This window comes from Novosphingobium sp. AAP83, assembly GCF_001295795.1.
Taxonomy (GTDB): domain Bacteria; phylum Pseudomonadota; class Alphaproteobacteria; order Sphingomonadales; family Sphingomonadaceae; genus Novosphingobium.
The window spans coordinates 26,278-42,645 of the sequence record NZ_LJHY01000022.1 but is presented as its reverse complement, the minus strand read 5'-3'; the positions used below and the strand labels follow the sequence as shown (position 1 = coordinate 42,645).

15 protein-coding genes are annotated in these 16,368 nt (G+C 59.9%); 6 read left to right on the top strand and 9 right to left on the bottom strand.

The genetic code is table 11. The features are described 5' to 3' along the window. Window positions 1–35: 35 nt before the first annotated feature. Window positions 36–560 carry an endonuclease domain-containing protein gene (locus IP81_RS11855; RefSeq protein WP_231626528.1) on the bottom strand — a complete coding sequence of 175 codons (525 nt, stop codon included), beginning with the start codon at window positions 558–560 and terminating at the stop codon, window positions 36–38. Beyond that, the gene (recN, locus tag IP81_RS11850) at window positions 557–2,221 is read right to left on the bottom strand and encodes a DNA repair protein RecN (RefSeq protein ID WP_054108212.1); all 1,665 of its coding nucleotides are present in this window, start codon (window positions 2,219–2,221) and stop codon (window positions 557–559) included. Before recN ends, IP81_RS11855 begins: the two co-directional genes overlap by 4 nt. 148 nt (window positions 2,222–2,369) lie before the next feature. Here recN and IP81_RS11845 point away from each other — a divergent pair, with 148 nt between their 5' ends. Together IP81_RS11845 and IP81_RS11840 are read left to right on the top strand one after the other, a co-directional pair. Beyond that, a complete protein-coding gene (locus IP81_RS11845) occupies window positions 2,370–3,281 on the top strand; it encodes a UDP-2,3-diacylglucosamine diphosphatase (protein WP_054108211.1) in 912 nt (303 codons plus the stop codon). Next, window positions 3,278–4,342 (top strand): glycosyltransferase family 1 protein, encoded by a 1,065-nt coding sequence (locus IP81_RS11840; RefSeq protein WP_054108210.1) that lies wholly within the window; start codon window positions 3,278–3,280, stop codon window positions 4,340–4,342. Before IP81_RS11845 ends, IP81_RS11840 begins: the two co-directional genes overlap by 4 nt. Window positions 4,343–4,414: 72 nt before the next feature. Here the strand turns inward: IP81_RS11840 and IP81_RS11835 are convergent, their stop codons facing one another. The 7 genes from IP81_RS11835 to ahpC all read right to left on the bottom strand — a co-directional run bounded on the left by IP81_RS11835 (window position 4,415) and on the right by ahpC (window position 10,809). Continuing rightward, a complete protein-coding gene (locus IP81_RS11835; protein WP_054108209.1) occupies window positions 4,415–5,233 on the bottom strand; it encodes an outer membrane protein assembly factor BamD in 819 nt (272 codons plus the stop codon). Window positions 5,234–5,310: 77 nt separating this feature from the next. After that, window positions 5,311–5,745, bottom strand: a complete 435-nt coding sequence (locus IP81_RS11830; RefSeq protein WP_054108208.1) for an Rrf2 family transcriptional regulator — start codon at window positions 5,743–5,745, stop codon at window positions 5,311–5,313. A gap of 88 nt (window positions 5,746–5,833) precedes the next feature. Then, entirely contained in the window at window positions 5,834–6,208 is a 375-nt protein-coding gene (locus IP81_RS11825) for a cytochrome c family protein (protein ID WP_054108522.1), read from the bottom strand. A 65-nt stretch (window positions 6,209–6,273) separates the two neighbouring features. Continuing rightward, entirely contained in the window at window positions 6,274–6,753 is a 480-nt protein-coding gene (locus IP81_RS11820; RefSeq protein WP_054108207.1) for a MarR family winged helix-turn-helix transcriptional regulator, read from the bottom strand. A 155-nt stretch (window positions 6,754–6,908) separates the two neighbouring features. Beyond that, window positions 6,909–8,375, bottom strand: a complete 1,467-nt coding sequence (locus IP81_RS11815; protein WP_054108206.1) for an ATP-binding protein — start codon at window positions 8,373–8,375, stop codon at window positions 6,909–6,911. Between the two features lie 126 nt (window positions 8,376–8,501). Continuing rightward, window positions 8,502–10,052: an alkyl hydroperoxide reductase subunit F gene (gene ahpF / locus IP81_RS11810; protein WP_054108521.1), complete on the bottom strand. Its 1,551-nt coding sequence runs from the start codon at window positions 10,050–10,052 to the stop codon at window positions 8,502–8,504. Window positions 10,053–10,245: 193 nt separating this feature from the next. Then, on the bottom strand, window positions 10,246–10,809 hold the full coding sequence (gene ahpC / locus IP81_RS11805) for an alkyl hydroperoxide reductase subunit C (RefSeq protein ID WP_054108205.1): 564 nt from the start codon (window positions 10,807–10,809) through the stop codon (window positions 10,246–10,248). 417 nt (window positions 10,810–11,226) lie between these two features. Here ahpC and IP81_RS11800 point away from each other — a divergent pair, with 417 nt between their 5' ends. The 4 genes from IP81_RS11800 to IP81_RS11785 all read left to right on the top strand — a co-directional run bounded on the left by IP81_RS11800 (window position 11,227) and on the right by IP81_RS11785 (window position 16,241). Further along, a complete protein-coding gene (locus tag IP81_RS11800) occupies window positions 11,227–12,282 on the top strand; it encodes an HlyD family secretion protein (RefSeq protein WP_231626525.1) in 1,056 nt (351 codons plus the stop codon). 20 nt (window positions 12,283–12,302) lie between these two features. Further along, window positions 12,303–13,868 (top strand): DHA2 family efflux MFS transporter permease subunit, encoded by a 1,566-nt coding sequence (locus IP81_RS11795; protein ID WP_054108520.1) that lies wholly within the window; start codon window positions 12,303–12,305, stop codon window positions 13,866–13,868. Next, window positions 13,868–15,313: an efflux transporter outer membrane subunit gene (locus IP81_RS11790; protein ID WP_082356125.1), complete on the top strand. Its 1,446-nt coding sequence runs from the start codon at window positions 13,868–13,870 to the stop codon at window positions 15,311–15,313. Before IP81_RS11795 ends, IP81_RS11790 begins: the two co-directional genes overlap by 1 nt. A gap of 223 nt (window positions 15,314–15,536) precedes the next feature. After that, on the top strand, window positions 15,537–16,241 hold the full coding sequence (locus IP81_RS11785) for a TetR/AcrR family transcriptional regulator (protein WP_231626522.1): 705 nt from the start codon (window positions 15,537–15,539) through the stop codon (window positions 16,239–16,241). Window positions 16,242–16,368 lie beyond the last annotated feature (127 nt).

The window sequence follows — 16,368 nt, the reverse complement described above, 5'->3', positions numbered from 1 at the left end:
GGCGGCTTCGGCTTCGGTAACTTCAGGCGCGGAGTTCAACTCCCCCTCCTTTTTAGAGGAAGGGGTTGGGGGGTGGTGCCGCGACGGCTGCCCGCCCAACGATCCGCTTGGGCCTCAAGCGCCAGCGAAAGCGCGACCTGCACGCCCTCCAAATTGGTCATGACATCGTGATTGGTGAAGCGCACGGTATGGAAACCGGTACGCCGAGCCAATTGGTGATCATTGATTTCGTCCTGTTCGCGATCATGGGTTTCGCCATCGATTTCAACAATCAGACCTTTGGCGGGACAGAAGCAATCGGCAATGCGGCCTTCGATGGTCGCTTGCCTGCGAAACTTGTGGCCGCCCAGACGGCTATCGCGCAGCACCATCCATAGGCGGCGTTCGGGCTCGGTGGGTTCGCGGCGCATTCTGGCGGCGCGCTGGAGCATGGTGCGGCGAGTGGTTTGGGAAGAAGAAACACCACCCCCAACCCCCTCCTCTGAAGAGGAGGGGGCTTTTTTGTTGTGCTCCCCCTCCTCTTCAGAGGAGGGGGTTGGGGGGTGGTGGTTGCCAATCATGCCTGTTCGAGCAGGCGATCTGCCTGAGCGCGAGCTTCGGCGGTGACTTCGGCGCCCGAGAGCATGCGCGCGATTTCTTCCTTGCGGGCGGCGGCATCGAGGAGGCCGACCGAGGTGCGGGTGACGGTGCCTTGGGAGGATTTTGCGATCATGTAGTGACGATCACCGCGCGCGGCGACTTGCGGGCTGTGAGTGACAGCGAGGAGCTGGCCGGCAGAGGCGAGGCGTGCAAGGCGTTCGCCGATGGCGCTGGCGACTGCGCCGCCGACCCCGCGATCAATCTCGTCAAAGATGATCGTGGCGGCCCCGCCCTCTTCCGCCAGTGCGACTTTGAGCGCGAGGATGAAGCGCGAGAGTTCGCCGCCCGATGCGATTTTGCCAAGCGGGGCGAAATCGGCACCGGGGTTTGTCGAGATAAGGAATTCGACTGCGTCCATGCCGCCTGCGCCCCAGCGATCATCGGGCAGGCGGATGACGGCGGTGTGGAATTTGGCGGAATCAAGCTTGAGCGGCGCAAGTTCTGCCGCGACGGCCCTATCGAGGCGGCGCGCGGCTTCGGCGCGGATGACCGAGAGCGCTTCGGCTTTGGCCTGATAATCGAGCGCGGATTCGCGGGCGGTGCGTTCAAGCGTGCCGATCTGCGCTTCGCCGCCTTCGATGGCATCGAGCGCTTCGCGCAGTTCGATCATCTTGGCAGGCAGTTGATCGGCTGTGCAATTGTGCTTGCGGGCGGCGGCGCGCAGTTCGAACAGGCGGGTTTCGATGCGATCCAGCAAGGACGGATCAAATGCGAGCAGTTCGGCGGCGCGGGAGAGCTTATCCTCCGCCTCACCTGCTTCGATCACGGCGCGATCCAGCGATTCGAGTGCTTCGGCGAGCATCGGGTGTTCGCTGGCGATGCGATCTAGGCGGCGGGCAGCGCTGCGCAAACCGGCAAGCGCGGAATCCGAGCCTTCCCACAGGCGTTGGAGTTCGATCAGGTCGCCCGAAAGGCGTTCACCCTTTTGCATATCGGCGCGCTGGCCGGCGAGTTCGTCTTCCTCACCGGCTTCGGGGGCAAGGGCCGCGAGTTCGGTGAGGTGGGCAAGCAGCAGGTCTTGTTCTTCGGCGGCTTTGTTAATCGCGGCGCGGGCCTGGGCAAGCGCGTCTTCGGCCTTGCGCCATTTGCCCCACGCCTGTTCGACAGCGGCAACATCGCCACCGGCATAGCGATCGAGCAAGGCGCGGTGGCCGCGTGCGTTGACGAGGCCGCGATCATCATGCTGGCCGTGGAGTTCGACCAGATTGCGGGCGATATCGCGCAGCAGCGCGACGCCGACGGGTTGATCGTTGATGAAGGCCTTGGAGCCGCCATCGGCCTTCAACCGGCGTTTGACGATCAGCGGTTCGCCCGGTTCCAGATCGACTTCGGCATCGGACAGCGAGGTGCGGATGGGATCGGGGAGTTTGCTGAATTCAAACGTGGCGGTAACGCTGGCCTGATCTTCGCCGCCGCGCACAAGGCCGTTATCGGCGCGATCCCCCAGCACGAGGCCAAGCGCATCGAGCAGGATCGACTTGCCCGCGCCGGTTTCTCCGGTGAGCACACCGAGGCCACCGCTGAACGACAAGTCCAGCGCTTCGATGAGGACGACATTGCGGATCGAGAGGCTGGTGAGCATTGCGGTTGATTCTCTAGCGCCTTGTTGGCGGTTCGTCACCTGCCGATGTCATGTTACGTTCTTGTCTTGTTTCACCTGCGTGACACCCTGCCATACAGCCGCAACGCGAATCCGCCAAAGCGTGACGAACTGATGAAAGGTGCGCTTCATGGCTTCTCGCGCGAAATCGGGCGGTTCCGTCCCGTTCAAGTCCCCGGCAGATCTGTTTGGTTCGATTCCAGCGTGGCTGGATATGCCTGAGCCGCGCGGGTTCCGGCCCAAGCGCAAGCTGCGCACGGTGTGGATTTCGGACATCCATCTGGGCACGCGGGGCTGCAATGCCACGCTGCTGCTCGATTTCCTTGCCTCGATTGAATGCGAAACGCTCTATCTGGTGGGCGACATTGTGGACGGCTGGCGTTTGAGCAAGGGCTGGTATTGGCCCGACGCACACAACGAGGTGGTCCGCCGCATTCTGAAGATGGCGCACCGGGGCACGCGTGTGGTGCTGATTGCGGGCAACCATGACGAGATGCTGCGCCCTTATGCAGGGATGGAGTTTGGCGGCGTGGAATTGGCGCTGGACGCCATCCACGAGACGGCAGACGGGCGGCGTTTGCTGGTGACGCATGGCGACGGGTTTGACGGCGTGGTGCTTTATGCCCGCTGGCTCGCGTTTGCAGGCGACAAGGCCTATTCGCTGCTGCTGCGCGCGAACGGGTGGTTCAATGCGGTGCGGCGGCAGTTCAAGATGCCGTACTGGTCGCTATCGGCCTATCTGAAAAAGCGGGTGAAGAACGCGGTCCAGTTCGTGTGTGATTTTGAAGAAGCTGTGGCGCACGCGGCACGCGATATGGGCGTGGACGGGGTGGTGTGCGGGCACATCCATTGCGCCGAAATCCGCCAGATCGGCGATGTGACCTATTACAACGACGGCGACTGGGTCGAAAGCTGCACGGCGCTGGTGGAAGAGCATGACGGCGCGATGTCGATCATCGACTGGGCCGAGGAGACGCGGCGTGCGGCGGCTATAAAGTCCGTGCTTGCACCTATTCCTGCGCTTGAGGAAGAATTCGCATGAGGATCGCGATCTGCACGGACGCCTGGCATCCGCAAGTCAACGGCGTGGTCCGCACGCTGGCCGCCACGGTCGAGCGCCTGATCACGCGCGGGCATGAGGTGGAGCTGGTGACGCCAGGGCAATTCCGCACGATGCCCCTGCCCGGCTATAGCGAAATCCGGCTGGCAATGGCCCCGCGTTTTGGCACCCGCCGCACGTTGGCCGATTTTGCGCCCGATGTGGTGCACATATCAACCGAAGGGCCGATTGGCTGGAGCGCGCGGAGCTGGTGCAAGGCTAACGGCGTGCCGTTTACCAGCGCTTTCCACACGCGCTTTCCCGATTATGCGGCGGCGCGCACGGGTTTGAGCGCGGATATGTTCTGGCCGGTCATGCGCCGGTTCCACAATGCTAGCCGCGCGGTTCTGGTATCCACGCCGACGCTGGCGGGGGAACTTGCGGCACAAGGGATTGGCCAGACACGTATCTGGACGCGCGGGATTGACCGCGAATTGTTCCGTCCCGGCCATGCCCCTTTGCTAGAATTGGCCGGCGCTGCCGGGCCGGTGCTGCTGAGCGTGGGTCGCGTGGCTATCGAGAAAAACCTAACGGCGTTTCTGGATGCCGACGTTGCAGGCACGAAAGTTGTGGTGGGCGATGGGCCGGATTTGTTGCGGTTAAAGGCGCGCTATCCCGATGTGCGCTTTTTGGGCGCGCTACATGGTGAGGCGCTGGCGCAGGCCTATTGTTCAGCCGATGTGTTCGTTTTTCCAAGCCGCACTGATACCTTCGGGCTGGTGATGATTGAGGCGCTGGCTTGCGGCGTGCCGGTTGCCGGATTTCCCGTACCGGGTCCGCTCGATATCATCGGCGCTGGTGGTTACGGTCCGGGTGGTGATTTGCCGATGAAGATCGGCGCGCTGGATGAAGATTTGGGCGTGGCCATCCAGAAGGCTCTGCGGTGCGACAAGCTGGGCGCGGCAGTTCATGGCGCTTCGTATAACTGGGACCGTGCGACGGACCAGTTCATCGCAGCGGTGAGCGAAGTGGCTCAACCTGTACGGCAGTTGCAGGTGGCCTGATTGTTCCGGCCAAGACAAATCGCGTAACCCCTTCCCTCGCCCCTCCCTTAAGGGAGGGGTAAACAGGGTTTTTTAGCTGGCCGTTGTGCCCGGCGCGTACTTGTTAATGAGATCGAACGAGCGCTCGTACCACTTGCTGCCGGGATAGTTTGCGCCGAGCACGGCAGCGGCTTTTTGCGCTTCTGTTGGCAGGCCCAGCGACAAATAGCTTTCGACGAGGCGGTAGAGCGCTTCGGGTGCATGGCTGGTGGTCTGGTATTTTTCGGCCACAGTGCTGAAGCGCAGCGTGCCCGCAAGCCATTTGCCACTGCGCTGATACATGCGTCCGATTTCCATTTCCTTGCCCGCAAGGTGATCGTTGATCAGATCGATCTTGAGGCGCGCATCGGCGGCGTAATCGGTGTTTGGGTAACGACGGACCAGTTCGTTCATCGCGGTCAACGCTTGCTGCGTGATCTTCTGGTCGCGGGTTACGTCGCTGATCTGCTCGTAATAGCACAAGGCAATCAGGTAATAGGCATAAGGCGCGTCTTTGTTTCCTGGGTGGATAGACAGGAAGCGCTGTGCCGACTGCACGGACTTCGAATAATCACGCGAGACGTAATAGCTGAACGCGCTCATCAACTGGGCGCGGCGTGCCCAAGGCGAATATGGGTGCTGACGCTCAACCTCGTCAAACAGGGCGGCGGCCTGCTTGGAATCGCCGCGATCAAGCCGGTCTTTGGCGGCGACATAAAGTGTATCAACATCGCGCGCGACGTAAGCGACGTCCTTTTTGCCTTTGCCTCCTGCACAGCCGGCGGTCAGTCCCATAGCGACCGTGGCAGCGGCAAGAATGGCGAAGCGCAGCGGGCGGCGGGGGCCGGATTGCGATTGAGCAGAAGACGTCATGCCGACCCTATAGCCAGCCGGTTCCTGAACGCCAAGTGAAGTTCACAAGTGCGACACAGCTTTCGTGATTTAATGGTTCAGGCGATGGCAAACGGTGCTTCAATCTCAATGGGATCAGCAAGCGAAATGCGATCAAGGATAGCAGCGGTTTCATCGCGCAAAAGCAGCATCAGTCCCCGCAATTTGCATTCCGCTTCGGGCAGACAATTGTTGCAGGTTTCATGCGCGTTGCGGCTGGCGCACGGCACCAGCGCGAGACTGCCGCGTGTGAGACGAATGATATCGCCATAGCGGATATCGACCGGAGGCAAGGCCAATTCATAACCGCCGTCACGCCCGCGATGGGAAACAACGATGCCTTCACGCGCCATTTCGGACAGGATGACGGTCAGGAATTTGCGCGGAATGTTTTGCGCTTCGGCAATCGCATCAAGCCGCACTGATCCTTGGCCCCATGTGCCGGCCAAATGTTGCAAAGCCCGGATTGTATAACGCGTCTTTTGCGATAGCATGGTTAAAAAATGGATACTCGCGCAGAAAAGTCAACAGGGCCGGTAGAATTAACACATCGAATTCGGAACGAGGCAAAACGCGAGCTTTCTATCGTGCCGACTGTCCAAGAAACGCAATCAGGTCTGCTCGGTCTTGCACATTGGCCAATGGCGGGAACGCCATGCGATTACCGGGAATGGTTTTCGCAGGCGCGGCCAGATAGGCATCGAGCGTGCTGGGCGACCACACAACGGCTTTATCCTTCATCGCTGCCGAATAATTGAAACCGGGCATCGTGCCCGACGTGCGCCCGACGATACCTTTGAGCGAAGGACCAAGCCGCGTGGTGCCGGTATTGAGATCATGGCAGGCCGTACAGCGCGCAAAGACTGTTTTGCCGCGCACCGGGTCTCCCGCAGGCTCGGCCATTGCGCTGGAGGCGCAGGCAAGAGCAAGCGCAGGGAGCAAAGCGAGGCGCTTCATAGCGGTATATCCTTCGAACATGATCAGCTTTTTAAATGGGCGCGGCTTTCGCAGCGCTGAATATTTCAATCTTTGATCGGGGTAAGCAGATAGAGCTTCATCAATATCCGGAAAAGTTCGGATTTTTCGCGTGCGGTGAGGCTGGAGGTGAGAAAATCTTCAAGGGCGAAGATGGCGCTGCGTGCCTTGGCTAGAACTTCGCCGCCTTCGTCCGTAATCCACAGCCCCCCTGCCCGTCGGTCCAGTTTTGACGGTTCGTTCAGCAGAAACCCGTTCTTGATCAACTGGCGCACAAACTGGTGTACGGTTGGCCGTTCGATCTGGAAAAACTTGGATAAATCCGTCTGTTTGACGCCCGGATTTGCATTCACCAACCACAGGATCGCCACCTGTTTTGGCGTGACATGCAAAGGATCAAGGAACCTTTCGAGACGCGTGACGAACAACGTATTGACCGTGCCGACATGAATTCCGAGCACGGAATCAAGGCCATCAAGGTCTAATCCAGGAACAACCGATTGACGGGTAATCTCTGCCGTAGCCACGCAAGGTCCTCTTACCGCGAGTCAATCAAGGCCCCGGTTCAGGGCAAAGACGCTGTGTTTTTTGGCACGGGCGTCTTATGGTTCATTAGTAATGCTATCGATTTTCTGCAAAGCGTTTGTTAACAGGCAGCGCGTGCGCCCGAGGAACCGTGCTCCTATGCCTCAACCGGCGCGGTGGTGAGGCCCAACGCCGGAATACCGACCGAGCGCCTACCGCCATAATCGGTGCGCACGACGATCAGATTGCTTTTTTCGAGATGTTCGAGCAGGCGACGGATACGGCCTGACGAGCGCGTGCCATATATTGTGGCGAGCGTTTCATCATCAGGGCACGGCGCTCCTTCAACTGCTGCGCGAGCGAGCACGAGGAACGGGGCGAGCAGATCATCAGGCACTTCGCGGGCAATGTGGAGCAGATCAGCCCATTGCGGCTGCGCATCATCGGCAATGCCAGCAACCGCCATCGCAAAGCGGCGGCGGAAGGCGTTGAGGTCCATTCCCGGCAGGATTCGCAACATGCGGCAGCGCACGGTAAAGTCTTGATAAAGTTGGGCGGCGGGCTGGAAAGTGCAGTCCGGTTCCAGTGCCATTTCGGCCAGCACCGCAGCGATGTCGGCGGCGGTTTCTTCGGCAGCGAACAGGCTGGGTTCCACGGGCGGTTCGACGTTCTCACCTGCGGGGACGAACCCGGCAATCTGGCCTAGCAATTCCTCGCTTTCCACCGGCACAACTTCGGGTTCGGGCGCGCGGGGCATGGGCTCCATCGCCAGCGGTTCTGACAGCAAGAGCGATTCCATGGCTGCCCCGCCTGCGTTGGGCAGTGGCATCAACCCATGAATCACGTTGCGCGCGCTGGTTTCGACTTCTGCAATGCGCACGCCGATCGGGCGGCGGGCAATGGCGGGGCCGAGGCCGAGGAAATGGCCGCGTTCGAGATCGCGGATCTGTTCGGCCTGCTTTCGCTCCATCCCCAGAAGATCGGCGGCGCGCGCCATATCGATATCAAGGAAGGTGCGGCCCATCAGGAAGTTTGAGGCTTCTGCCGCGACGTTCTTGGCCAGCTTGGCGAGACGCTGCGTGGCAATGACGCCGGCAAGACCGCGTTTGCGGCCACGGCACATGAGATTGGTCATGGCCGACAGGCTGAGGCGGCGCACTTCGTCGGACACATCGCCAGCAGCGGCGGGCGCGAACATCTGCGCTTCATCGACGACGACGAGCGCGGGATACCATTCATCGCGCGGAGCATCGAACAGGGTATTCAGGAAGACGGCAGCGCAGCGCATCTGCGCTTCGAGTTCGAGGCCATCAAGGGTGAGGATCACCGAGGCACGGTGTTTGCGGATGCGCGCGGCCAGCTTGGCGATTTCAGCGGCATCATAAGCCGAGCCATCGATCACGACATGACCGAAGGCATCGGCTAGCGTTACGAAATCGCCCTCTGGATCGATCACCACCTGCTGGACGATGCTGGCGCTTTGTTCGAGCAGGCGGCGCAACAAGTGCGACTTGCCCGACCCGCTGTTACCCTGCACCAGCAGGCGGGTGGCCAATAGCTCTTCGACGTCGATCCTGACAGGGGCGCCGGACCGGTCGGCACCGATGACTATGGTTGCGCTCACGAGGGCGTCTGTGGCGGAACGGGGCAGAATCGGCAAGGCCGGACGGGTGCGATTTCCCCCACCTTATGGCGAAGGCGGCGTGGCAGTTGTGTGCCACGCCGCCGTCTTTGGTTCTGGCAGGACGGGTCAGTTGCGGATCAGGTGGTCGAAAGCGGACAGACCGGCCTTTGAACCATCCCCCATCGCGATGATGATCTGCTTGTAGGGAACAGTTGTGGCATCGCCTGCGGCAAACACGCCGGGCAGGCTGGTGGCACCGCGCGCATCGACTTCGATCTCGCCACGCGGAGACAGTTCGATCACGCCCTTCAACCATTCGGTATTGGGGACGAGGCCGATCTGCACGAAGATGCCTTCGAGCTCGACGGTGTGGAGTTCTTCGGTTTCGCGGTCCTTGTAGATCAGGCCAGTGACTTTCGCGCCATCGCCGAGCACTTGCGTGGTGAGCGCCGAGGTGACGATGGTGACGTTGGGCAGCGAGCGCAGCTTTTTCTGCAAAACCGCATCGGCGCGCAACTGGCTGTCAAATTCGATCAGCGTGACGTGCGCGACGATCCCGGCAAGGTCGATGGCAGCCTCGACGCCAGAATTGCCGCCGCCGATCACTGCGGTGCGCTTGCCCTTGAACAATGGGCCATCGCAGTGCGGGCAATAGGCGACGCCCTTGTTGCGGTACTCGTCTTCACCCGGCGCGTTCATCTGCCTCCAGCGGGCGCCAGTAGAGAGGATTAGTGTTTTTGCCTTGAGGCTTGCGCCGTTTTCGAGGCGGATTTCGTGAAGCCCATCGGCACCGGCAGGCACGAGTTCGGTGGCCTTTTGCAGGTTCATCACGTCAACTTCGTATTCCTTGACGTGCTGCTCCAACTGGGCGACGAGCTTTGGCCCTTCGGTGTGCTGGACCGATATGAAGTTTTCGATACCCATCGTATCGAGCACTTGCCCGCCGAAGCGTTCGGCCACAACACCAGTGCGGATGCCCTTGCGCGCGGCATAGATGGCAGCAGCAGCGCCAGCGGGGCCGCCGCCGATGATCAGCACTTCGAACGGGTCCTTCGCTGCGATCTTTTCGGCAGCGCGCGAGGTGGCGTTGGTATCGAGTTTGGCGACGATCTGCGCGAGGTCCATGCGGCCCGAGCCGAACGGCTGGCCGTTGAGGAACACATTGGGCACGGCCATGATCTGGCGGCGCTCGACCTCTTCTTTATACAGCGCGCCATCGATGGCGACGTGCGTGATATTGGGGTTGAGCGCGGCCATGATGTTGAGCGCCTGCACGACATCAGGACAGTTCTGGCAGGTCAGCGAGAAGAAGGTTTCGAAGTGCAGCGGGCCTTCGAGGCCCCGCACCTGATCGAGCAGGTCAGCGTCTTCCTTGGGCGGATGGCCGCCGACGTGGAGCAGCGCAAGGACGAGCGAGGTGAATTCGTGCCCCATCGGCAAGCCTGCGAACACGGCCTGGGCGTGGCCTTCATCGGCGCGGATTGCGAAGCTGGGGGCGCGTTCATCGGTGCCATCGAAGCGGGCGGAGACTTTGTCCGAAAGCACGGCGACTTCTTCGACAAGCGCGCGCATTTCTGCGGACTTGGGCGTGTCGCCAAGGGTTGCGACCAGCTCGACCGGACGGCGCAGATTGGCGAGATAGGCCTTGAGCTGGGCGGTGGTGGGGGCGTCGAGTATGGGCATGGGAGCAAACCTTTCGGGCATACAGGGCCGCACGTCACCGGATGGTCGGCGCGCGGGGTACTTTAGCGGAGCATATTGAGTATCGTGGAGCCGGAGGGCTGCCCGTTATCGGCGCAGCCCTGCCGGGAGTATTGGCCGGAGAGTTGGAAGGGGTTGGCCCCACGAGGCCCGCCCCTTCCCTTCCAGATCAGATCTTGCCGACGAGGTCGAACGAAGGTGCCAGCGTTTCGCCGCCTTCTTCCCACTTTGCTGGGCAAACCTGACCTGGATTTTCACGCCAGAACTTGGCAGCCTTGATCTTGCGGAGCAGTTCGGCTGCGTTGCGGCCCACGCCTTCTGGCGTGATTTCAACGAGCTGGATCGTGCCATCGGGATCGGTCACGAAAGTGCCGCGATCAGCAAGGCCTACGCCTTCGCGCAGAATGCCGAAGTTGTTCGAGATCGTGTGGTTCTGATCACCCAGCATGTAATAATTGATCTTGCCAACGGCTGGCGAGCTATCGTGCCACGCCTTGTGGCTGAAGTGTGTGTCGGTCGACACCGAGTACACTTCGACACCGAGGCCCTGAAGTTCGCCATAGATGTTGGCGAGGTCTTCGAGTTCGGTCGGGCACACGAAAGTGAAGTCGGCTGGGTAGAAGAAGAACACGCCCCACTTGCCGACCACGTCTGCATCGCTAACGTCAACGAATGCGCCTTGATGGTAGGCAGTGGCCTGGAACGGAAGCAGCTTGGTTCCGACGATCGACATAAGTTCAAATCCTTTGATTGGTCGGTTGGGAAACTTGGTGTGATGGAGAGGTAGTGCATTGGAATCGATTTTTCCAATGAGCAATTCCGCCCTCTTTGATTGACTAACTCGATCAATAGCGCGGTTACTATCAAATCCATGGGTGAACGGACCATTAGGCACCCTTAAGGGTAAAGCTCAGGCGGCGGCAAAAGTTTCGGAAATACGGGCACTTTTACCGTTGAAGTGCATTTTTTGCTTCGTATTTGGCGATTTCTGCACTTGTCAAAACGCCACGAAAGAACCAAGTGGCAAAATGCAACGAAACGATTTCGTTCAATTTAAGGCGTGACGGGATATTTTATGGCTGCCTCCACCGAAACACTATCCTCCTCCGATGCAGGCGACGGACGCAAAAGTTTGATAGGACGGGTTGTTTTGAGTGCCTTGGCCCTCGGCGCGGCCTATGGGGCCTACTCCCTTTACGGCTATCAAACTGTTGGACGTTTCATACAGGAAACCGATGACGCTTATGTGAAAGCCGATGGCGTGGCGGTGAGTTCGAAGCTGGCAGGCTATGTTCGCGCCGTACCGATTGGCGAAAATCAAACCGTGCCCGCAGGTGGGCTGCTGGTGCAGATTGATCAAAGCGACTTTTCAACGCGGCTTGCGCAAGCCAGCGCCCAAGTGGAGGTAGCGCGGGCAACCGAGGCAGCAACGCTGGCTTCGATTAACGAAGCGCAATCTGCTGTGGCCCAAGCGCGAGCAGCGCTGGCAGCAAGCCAGCGCGATCTGACCTACCTTACCGGCGAAGTCTCGCGGTTCAGGCCTTTGGTAGCGAGCGGCGCGGAACCTCGGCAGATGCTGGACCAATTGCTTGCCAACAGGGACAAGGCCGTTGCCGACGTGTCGGCCAAGCAGGCGATGGTATCAGCCGCAAGCGATCGTGTGGTGACAGCGCGGGCGCAAGCAGGGCAATCAGCGGCGCAAATCAAGGCTGCGCAGGCGCAGCGCGATGCTGCGGGCAATGATCTGGGAACAACGCGTATCATCGCACCTTTGGCAGGCCGCGTCGGCAATTCGACCGTGCGGGTGGGCCAGTATGTTCTGCCCGGCCAGCGATTGATGACGATTGTGCCGACGCAAGCGCTGTATGTTGAGGCGAACTTCAAGGAAACCCAGATCGGCCTGATGCGCCCGGGACAACCGGTGACGATCAAAGTGGATGCTCTGCCCGATGTGGATTTCCATGGCACGGTAGAAAGCATCACGCCGGGAACCGGGGCCAATTTTTCGATGATCCCGCCACAAAATGCGACCGGCAACTTCACCAAGATTGTCCAGCGCGTGCCGGTGCGTATCCGTCTGAATGCCGGGCCTGAATCACGCAAGGTGCTGGTGCCAGGCCTTTCGTTGCAGGTGGAGGTTGATACGCGATCAGCCAAGCCTGCGCTTGATGCGATCCGCAAGGAACAGGAACAGGTGGCCAAGTGAGCACGGCTCACACAGCCAGCATGGACGCTTTGCCGCCCCGGCCTGCGCAACCCGAAAAGGCCAGCGCATCGGCATGGCTGGGCGTTGCGGCAGGGGCCATCGGATCGTTGATGGCGACGCTCGACATTTCGATTGTCAACGCCTCGCTGCCAACGATCCAAGGCGAGATTGGCGCGTCTTCGACAGAAGGAACATGGCTGGCGACCTCTTATCTGGTGGCGGAAATCATCATCATACCGCTGACCGGTTGGATGGAGCGCGTGTTCGGTTTGCGCCGCTTCCTGATTATCGCAGCGCTGCTGTTCACCTTTTTTTCGATTGTCTGCGGGATTTCGACATCGCTGACGCTGATGATTATCGGACGGGTGGGCCAAGGCTTCACCGGTGGCGCGATGATCCCCACGGCCATGACCATCATCGCAACGCGCCTGCCAAAATCACAACAACCGATCGGCACGGCGATCTTCGGATTGACGGTGATCATGGGGCCGGTGATGGGGCCGCTGGCCGGAGGATGGTTGACCGAAAACTTCAGCTGGCACTATGCCTTCTTCATCAACGTACCGATCTGCGCCATCTTGATCACCCTGCTTATGCTGGGCTTGCCCAAGAGCAAAATGAAACTTGATGAGCTGGTCAATGCCGATTGGCTGGGCGTGACCGGCATGGTGCTGGGCCTTGGTGGAATGACCGTGGTTCTGGAAGAAGGGCATCGCGAGGAATGGTTTGAATCTGCCTATATCCTGAAGCTTTCGGCAATGACCCTGCTGGGATTTGTCCTGATCGGTCTCGGCCAGATTTACGCCAAACGTCCTGTTATAAAGCTGGCTTTGTTGCGCAGACGCGAGTTCGCGGCAGTGTTCGCCCTTGCCCTGGTACTGGGCAGCGTAATGTTCGGCACGGCTTATGTAATCCCGCAGTTTCTGGCTGGTGTGGCCGATTATAACGCCCTGCAAGCCGGAAAAATCGTCTTCCTTTCCGGGATTCCGGCGATGATGATGATGCCGCTTTTTCCGCTTCTGATATCGCGCGTCGACCTTCGCGTGATCGTAGGAACTGGCATGATCCTGCTGGCATTTTCGTGCTATCTGGATGTGACACTGACCGCTCAGGCGCGCGGTGACGATTTTGTGTTAACGCAGTTGTTGCGCGGGCTTGGCACCGTGTTTTGCATGATGTTCCTCAATCAGGCCGCGATTAGCTCTGTCCCCATCGAAGATGCGGGCGATGCTTCGGGTTTGTTCAATGCAGGGCGCAACCTTGGCGGGTCGATCGGCCTTGCGATCCTTGCCACATTGCAGGACGGACGGACCGAATTTCACAGGTGGACCATCCATAGCGCGTTGAGCGCCAATGATGCGACAATGCAAGACTGGGTCAACCAGCAAGCGGCGACATTTGGCGGGGGGCCGGATGGAATCGCCGCTGCCATGCGCACGCTGGACGGGATGATCACGCGCGATGCTCTGGTCATGGCGTTTAACGATGACTTCATGGCATTGACGATTGCTTGTCTGGCGGTCGTCCCGCTCGTCCTGTTTCTACGCCCGCTTCCCAAGGGCTACCATGCGAAGGCTGCGCACTGATGACCGGTATCCAATTCACCCGCGCTGCTGCCCGGACGGCACTGATCGCGTGTTTGCTCGCTGGCTGCACAACTGTTGGCCCTAACTATACAGCCGCGCCCGATGCAGCCCCGCAAGCCGCCGCAAGGAACCGCTTTCTAAGAGCGGCAGGCGCGATGGCGCAGGCCCCTGCCGCGCGCTGGTGGGAAAGCTTGAGCGATCCGGTCTTGAGCCAATTGATCAACGATGCGCTCATCAGCTCGCCAACGCTGCTGACGGCCAATGCGCGTGTTGCCCAATCGCGCGCTTCGCTGGCGGCCAGCAAGACCGCGGCGCTTCCGGCGATCAACACATCGCTTTCTGCACCCTACATCAATGTGCCCGGCGACCTGCTGGGCGGCAGCAATGGCGGGCGCAATGAGATCAACGCCTTTAACCTTGGTTTTGATGCCGCGTGGGAAATCGACCTGTTCGGTGGCCAGCGGCGTAAAGTGGAGGCCGCGACGGCGCGGGCACAAGCTTCGGAAGCAAGCGTTGCGGATGCGCGGGTTACCCTTTCTGCCGAAATCGCGCGGACCTATGTGGGGCTGCGCGCGCGGCAGGCGATGCAGACCTTGCAAGGTCGGCAGGTCAGGATTGATAGTGTGCTGACCAGTCTTGCGCGTGAGCGGTTGCAAGCGGGCACGGCCTCTGCCCAACCTGTGAACGCCGCAGAAGCTCAGATGTTTGCAAGTGAAGCCGAGTTGGCCAAGACTGGCGCGGAAATCGTTGTGCTGATCGATCAGCTTTCGGTTCTGACCGGCAAAGAGCCGGGCGCGCTTGATGTCTTGCTGCAATCGCCGCTGCCCGTGCCGCTGCCCCCGGAAAACGTGTCGGTGGGCGATCCGGCCACACTGTTGCGCAACCGGCCAGACATTCGCGCGGCAGAACGGCAACTGGCCGCTGCCAATGCCGATGTGGGAGTGCAGATCGCCAACAGATTCCCCAAGATCAGCTTCCTTGGCATTCTGGGCCTTGGCGGACAGAACATTGGCGATGTGTTTGATCCGGGCAATATTGTCGGACTGGCCCTGCCCCGGCTTAATTGGTCGATTTTTGATGGCGGCCGCGCCGCGCGTCAGGTGGATGTGGCCAAGGGCGCATTCGCCGAAGCCGAAGCGACTTATCAGCAAACGGTGCTCGTTGCATTGCAAGATGCCGAGGGTTCGTTGGCGCGGTTTGGCGCATCGCGTGTGGCCTTTGCACGCCACGTTGACGCCACGCAGCGCGCGGAGAAAAACGTTCAATTACAGCAGCAGCGGCTTGCTGCCGGGACAATCGGCCGGACTGAAACGCTCAACGCAGAGCGGCAATCCTTGCAAATGGCCATGGCGGCTGCCGCTTCACAGGCCGAGCTGGCGACGGCTTTCGTGGCGGTTGAAAAGGCGCTTGGCCTTGGCTGGCAGGCGCAGGAGCCGAGCGAATGAGCCGTTTTCGTCTAATTTATAGTATATTGACTTGTCCCGATACTAAGGCAAACTCAAACCACAATACGCCCTTAAGGCGAGGAAGTGGGAAAGATGCGCTGGTTATCGGATGCGGGCCGCCGCTTTTGGCAGGCCTATTGCGAGGGGCTCGAAATGTCGTGCCCGGTGCAACATGCAGAGCAATGGCAGGCATGCGCGCGCGACGGCAATCAGGAAGCCGCCCGTGACGATCAACGAGCCATTCAACCAAACTCTGCCCAAGGAAGCGGCATCACCATCCATTGATGATGGCGCTCTTACTAGAGCGGCAGAAATTAGCGGCCGGCGCGGACGGCCTTCGCTTGAAGAAGCGCAGCGCTTGCCTGAGCGCATATTGGAGGCCGGCTGGGAGGTTCTTGCTGCCCATGGCTTTGAACATTTTACCTATGATAGAGTTGCGCGGCACGCCCGCATCGGCAAAGTAACGATTTACAATCGCTTTCCCGGCAAGGCAGAGTTCCTTGCAGCCCTTCTGAAATTCAAAGTGGATCAGCGCCGCATGTCTATTATGGCGATCGGCGACGGCCTTCCTCTGGTCGACAGCTTTTGCAAACGGGCCGCTGCGGTGGTCGAAATCCTGATCTCGCCCGATGGCGTGATGATGGAGCGTCTGGTTGACTGGTGCGATCAGGAATTCGGCAAGGACGAGGTCAATTATCGCCATGCCATGTATGAGGAATCCTTGGTCCATATCGAAATGGAACTGCGCCAAGCGGTTGTGGATAAAGTCCTTGTTATTCACGATGTTTCGCTGGCTGCACGGTTCTGGCTGGAAGGTCTGATCGGGCACGTACGGTTTTTGGGCAACGTGAAAGCGTTTAACCGCGAAGAAACCGAAAGTTGGGCGCGCAGTTATTCCGAATTCTATTTTGCAGCTTTGCGCAGTTAGGCTTGCCATCCCAACACTGGTTTAGAGCGCTGTGAAGCGTTTGACAGTGTGGTTTCCAAGACGAGCGACATACCGGCATCGACGAATACCAGATATGAACGCTCGCATTGGCGCAGGTTGCGCTTAT

Coding starts and splice junctions, on each gene's coding strand:
- IP81_RS11845 (WP_054108211.1), top strand. CDS start 2,370: ATGGCTTCTCGCGCGAAATCGGGCGGTTCCGTCCCGTTCAAGTCCCCG.
- ahpC (WP_054108205.1), bottom strand. CDS start 10,809: ATGTCGATCGTCGGAACCAAGCTGCTTCCGTTCCAGGCCACTGCCTAC.
- IP81_RS11840 (WP_054108210.1), top strand. CDS start 3,278: ATGAGGATCGCGATCTGCACGGACGCCTGGCATCCGCAAGTCAACGGC.
- IP81_RS11855 (WP_231626528.1), bottom strand. CDS start 560: ATGATTGGCAACCACCACCCCCCAACCCCCTCCTCTGAAGAGGAGGGG.
- IP81_RS11825 (WP_054108522.1), bottom strand. CDS start 6,208: ATGAAGCGCCTCGCTTTGCTCCCTGCGCTTGCTCTTGCCTGCGCCTCC.
- recN (WP_054108212.1), bottom strand. CDS start 2,221: ATGCTCACCAGCCTCTCGATCCGCAATGTCGTCCTCATCGAAGCGCTG.
- IP81_RS11830 (WP_054108208.1), bottom strand. CDS start 5,745: ATGCTATCGCAAAAGACGCGTTATACAATCCGGGCTTTGCAACATTTG.
- IP81_RS11835 (WP_054108209.1), bottom strand. CDS start 5,233: ATGACGTCTTCTGCTCAATCGCAATCCGGCCCCCGCCGCCCGCTGCGC.
- IP81_RS11795 (WP_054108520.1), top strand. CDS start 12,303: ATGGACGCTTTGCCGCCCCGGCCTGCGCAACCCGAAAAGGCCAGCGCA.
- IP81_RS11790 (WP_082356125.1), top strand. CDS start 13,868: ATGACCGGTATCCAATTCACCCGCGCTGCTGCCCGGACGGCACTGATC.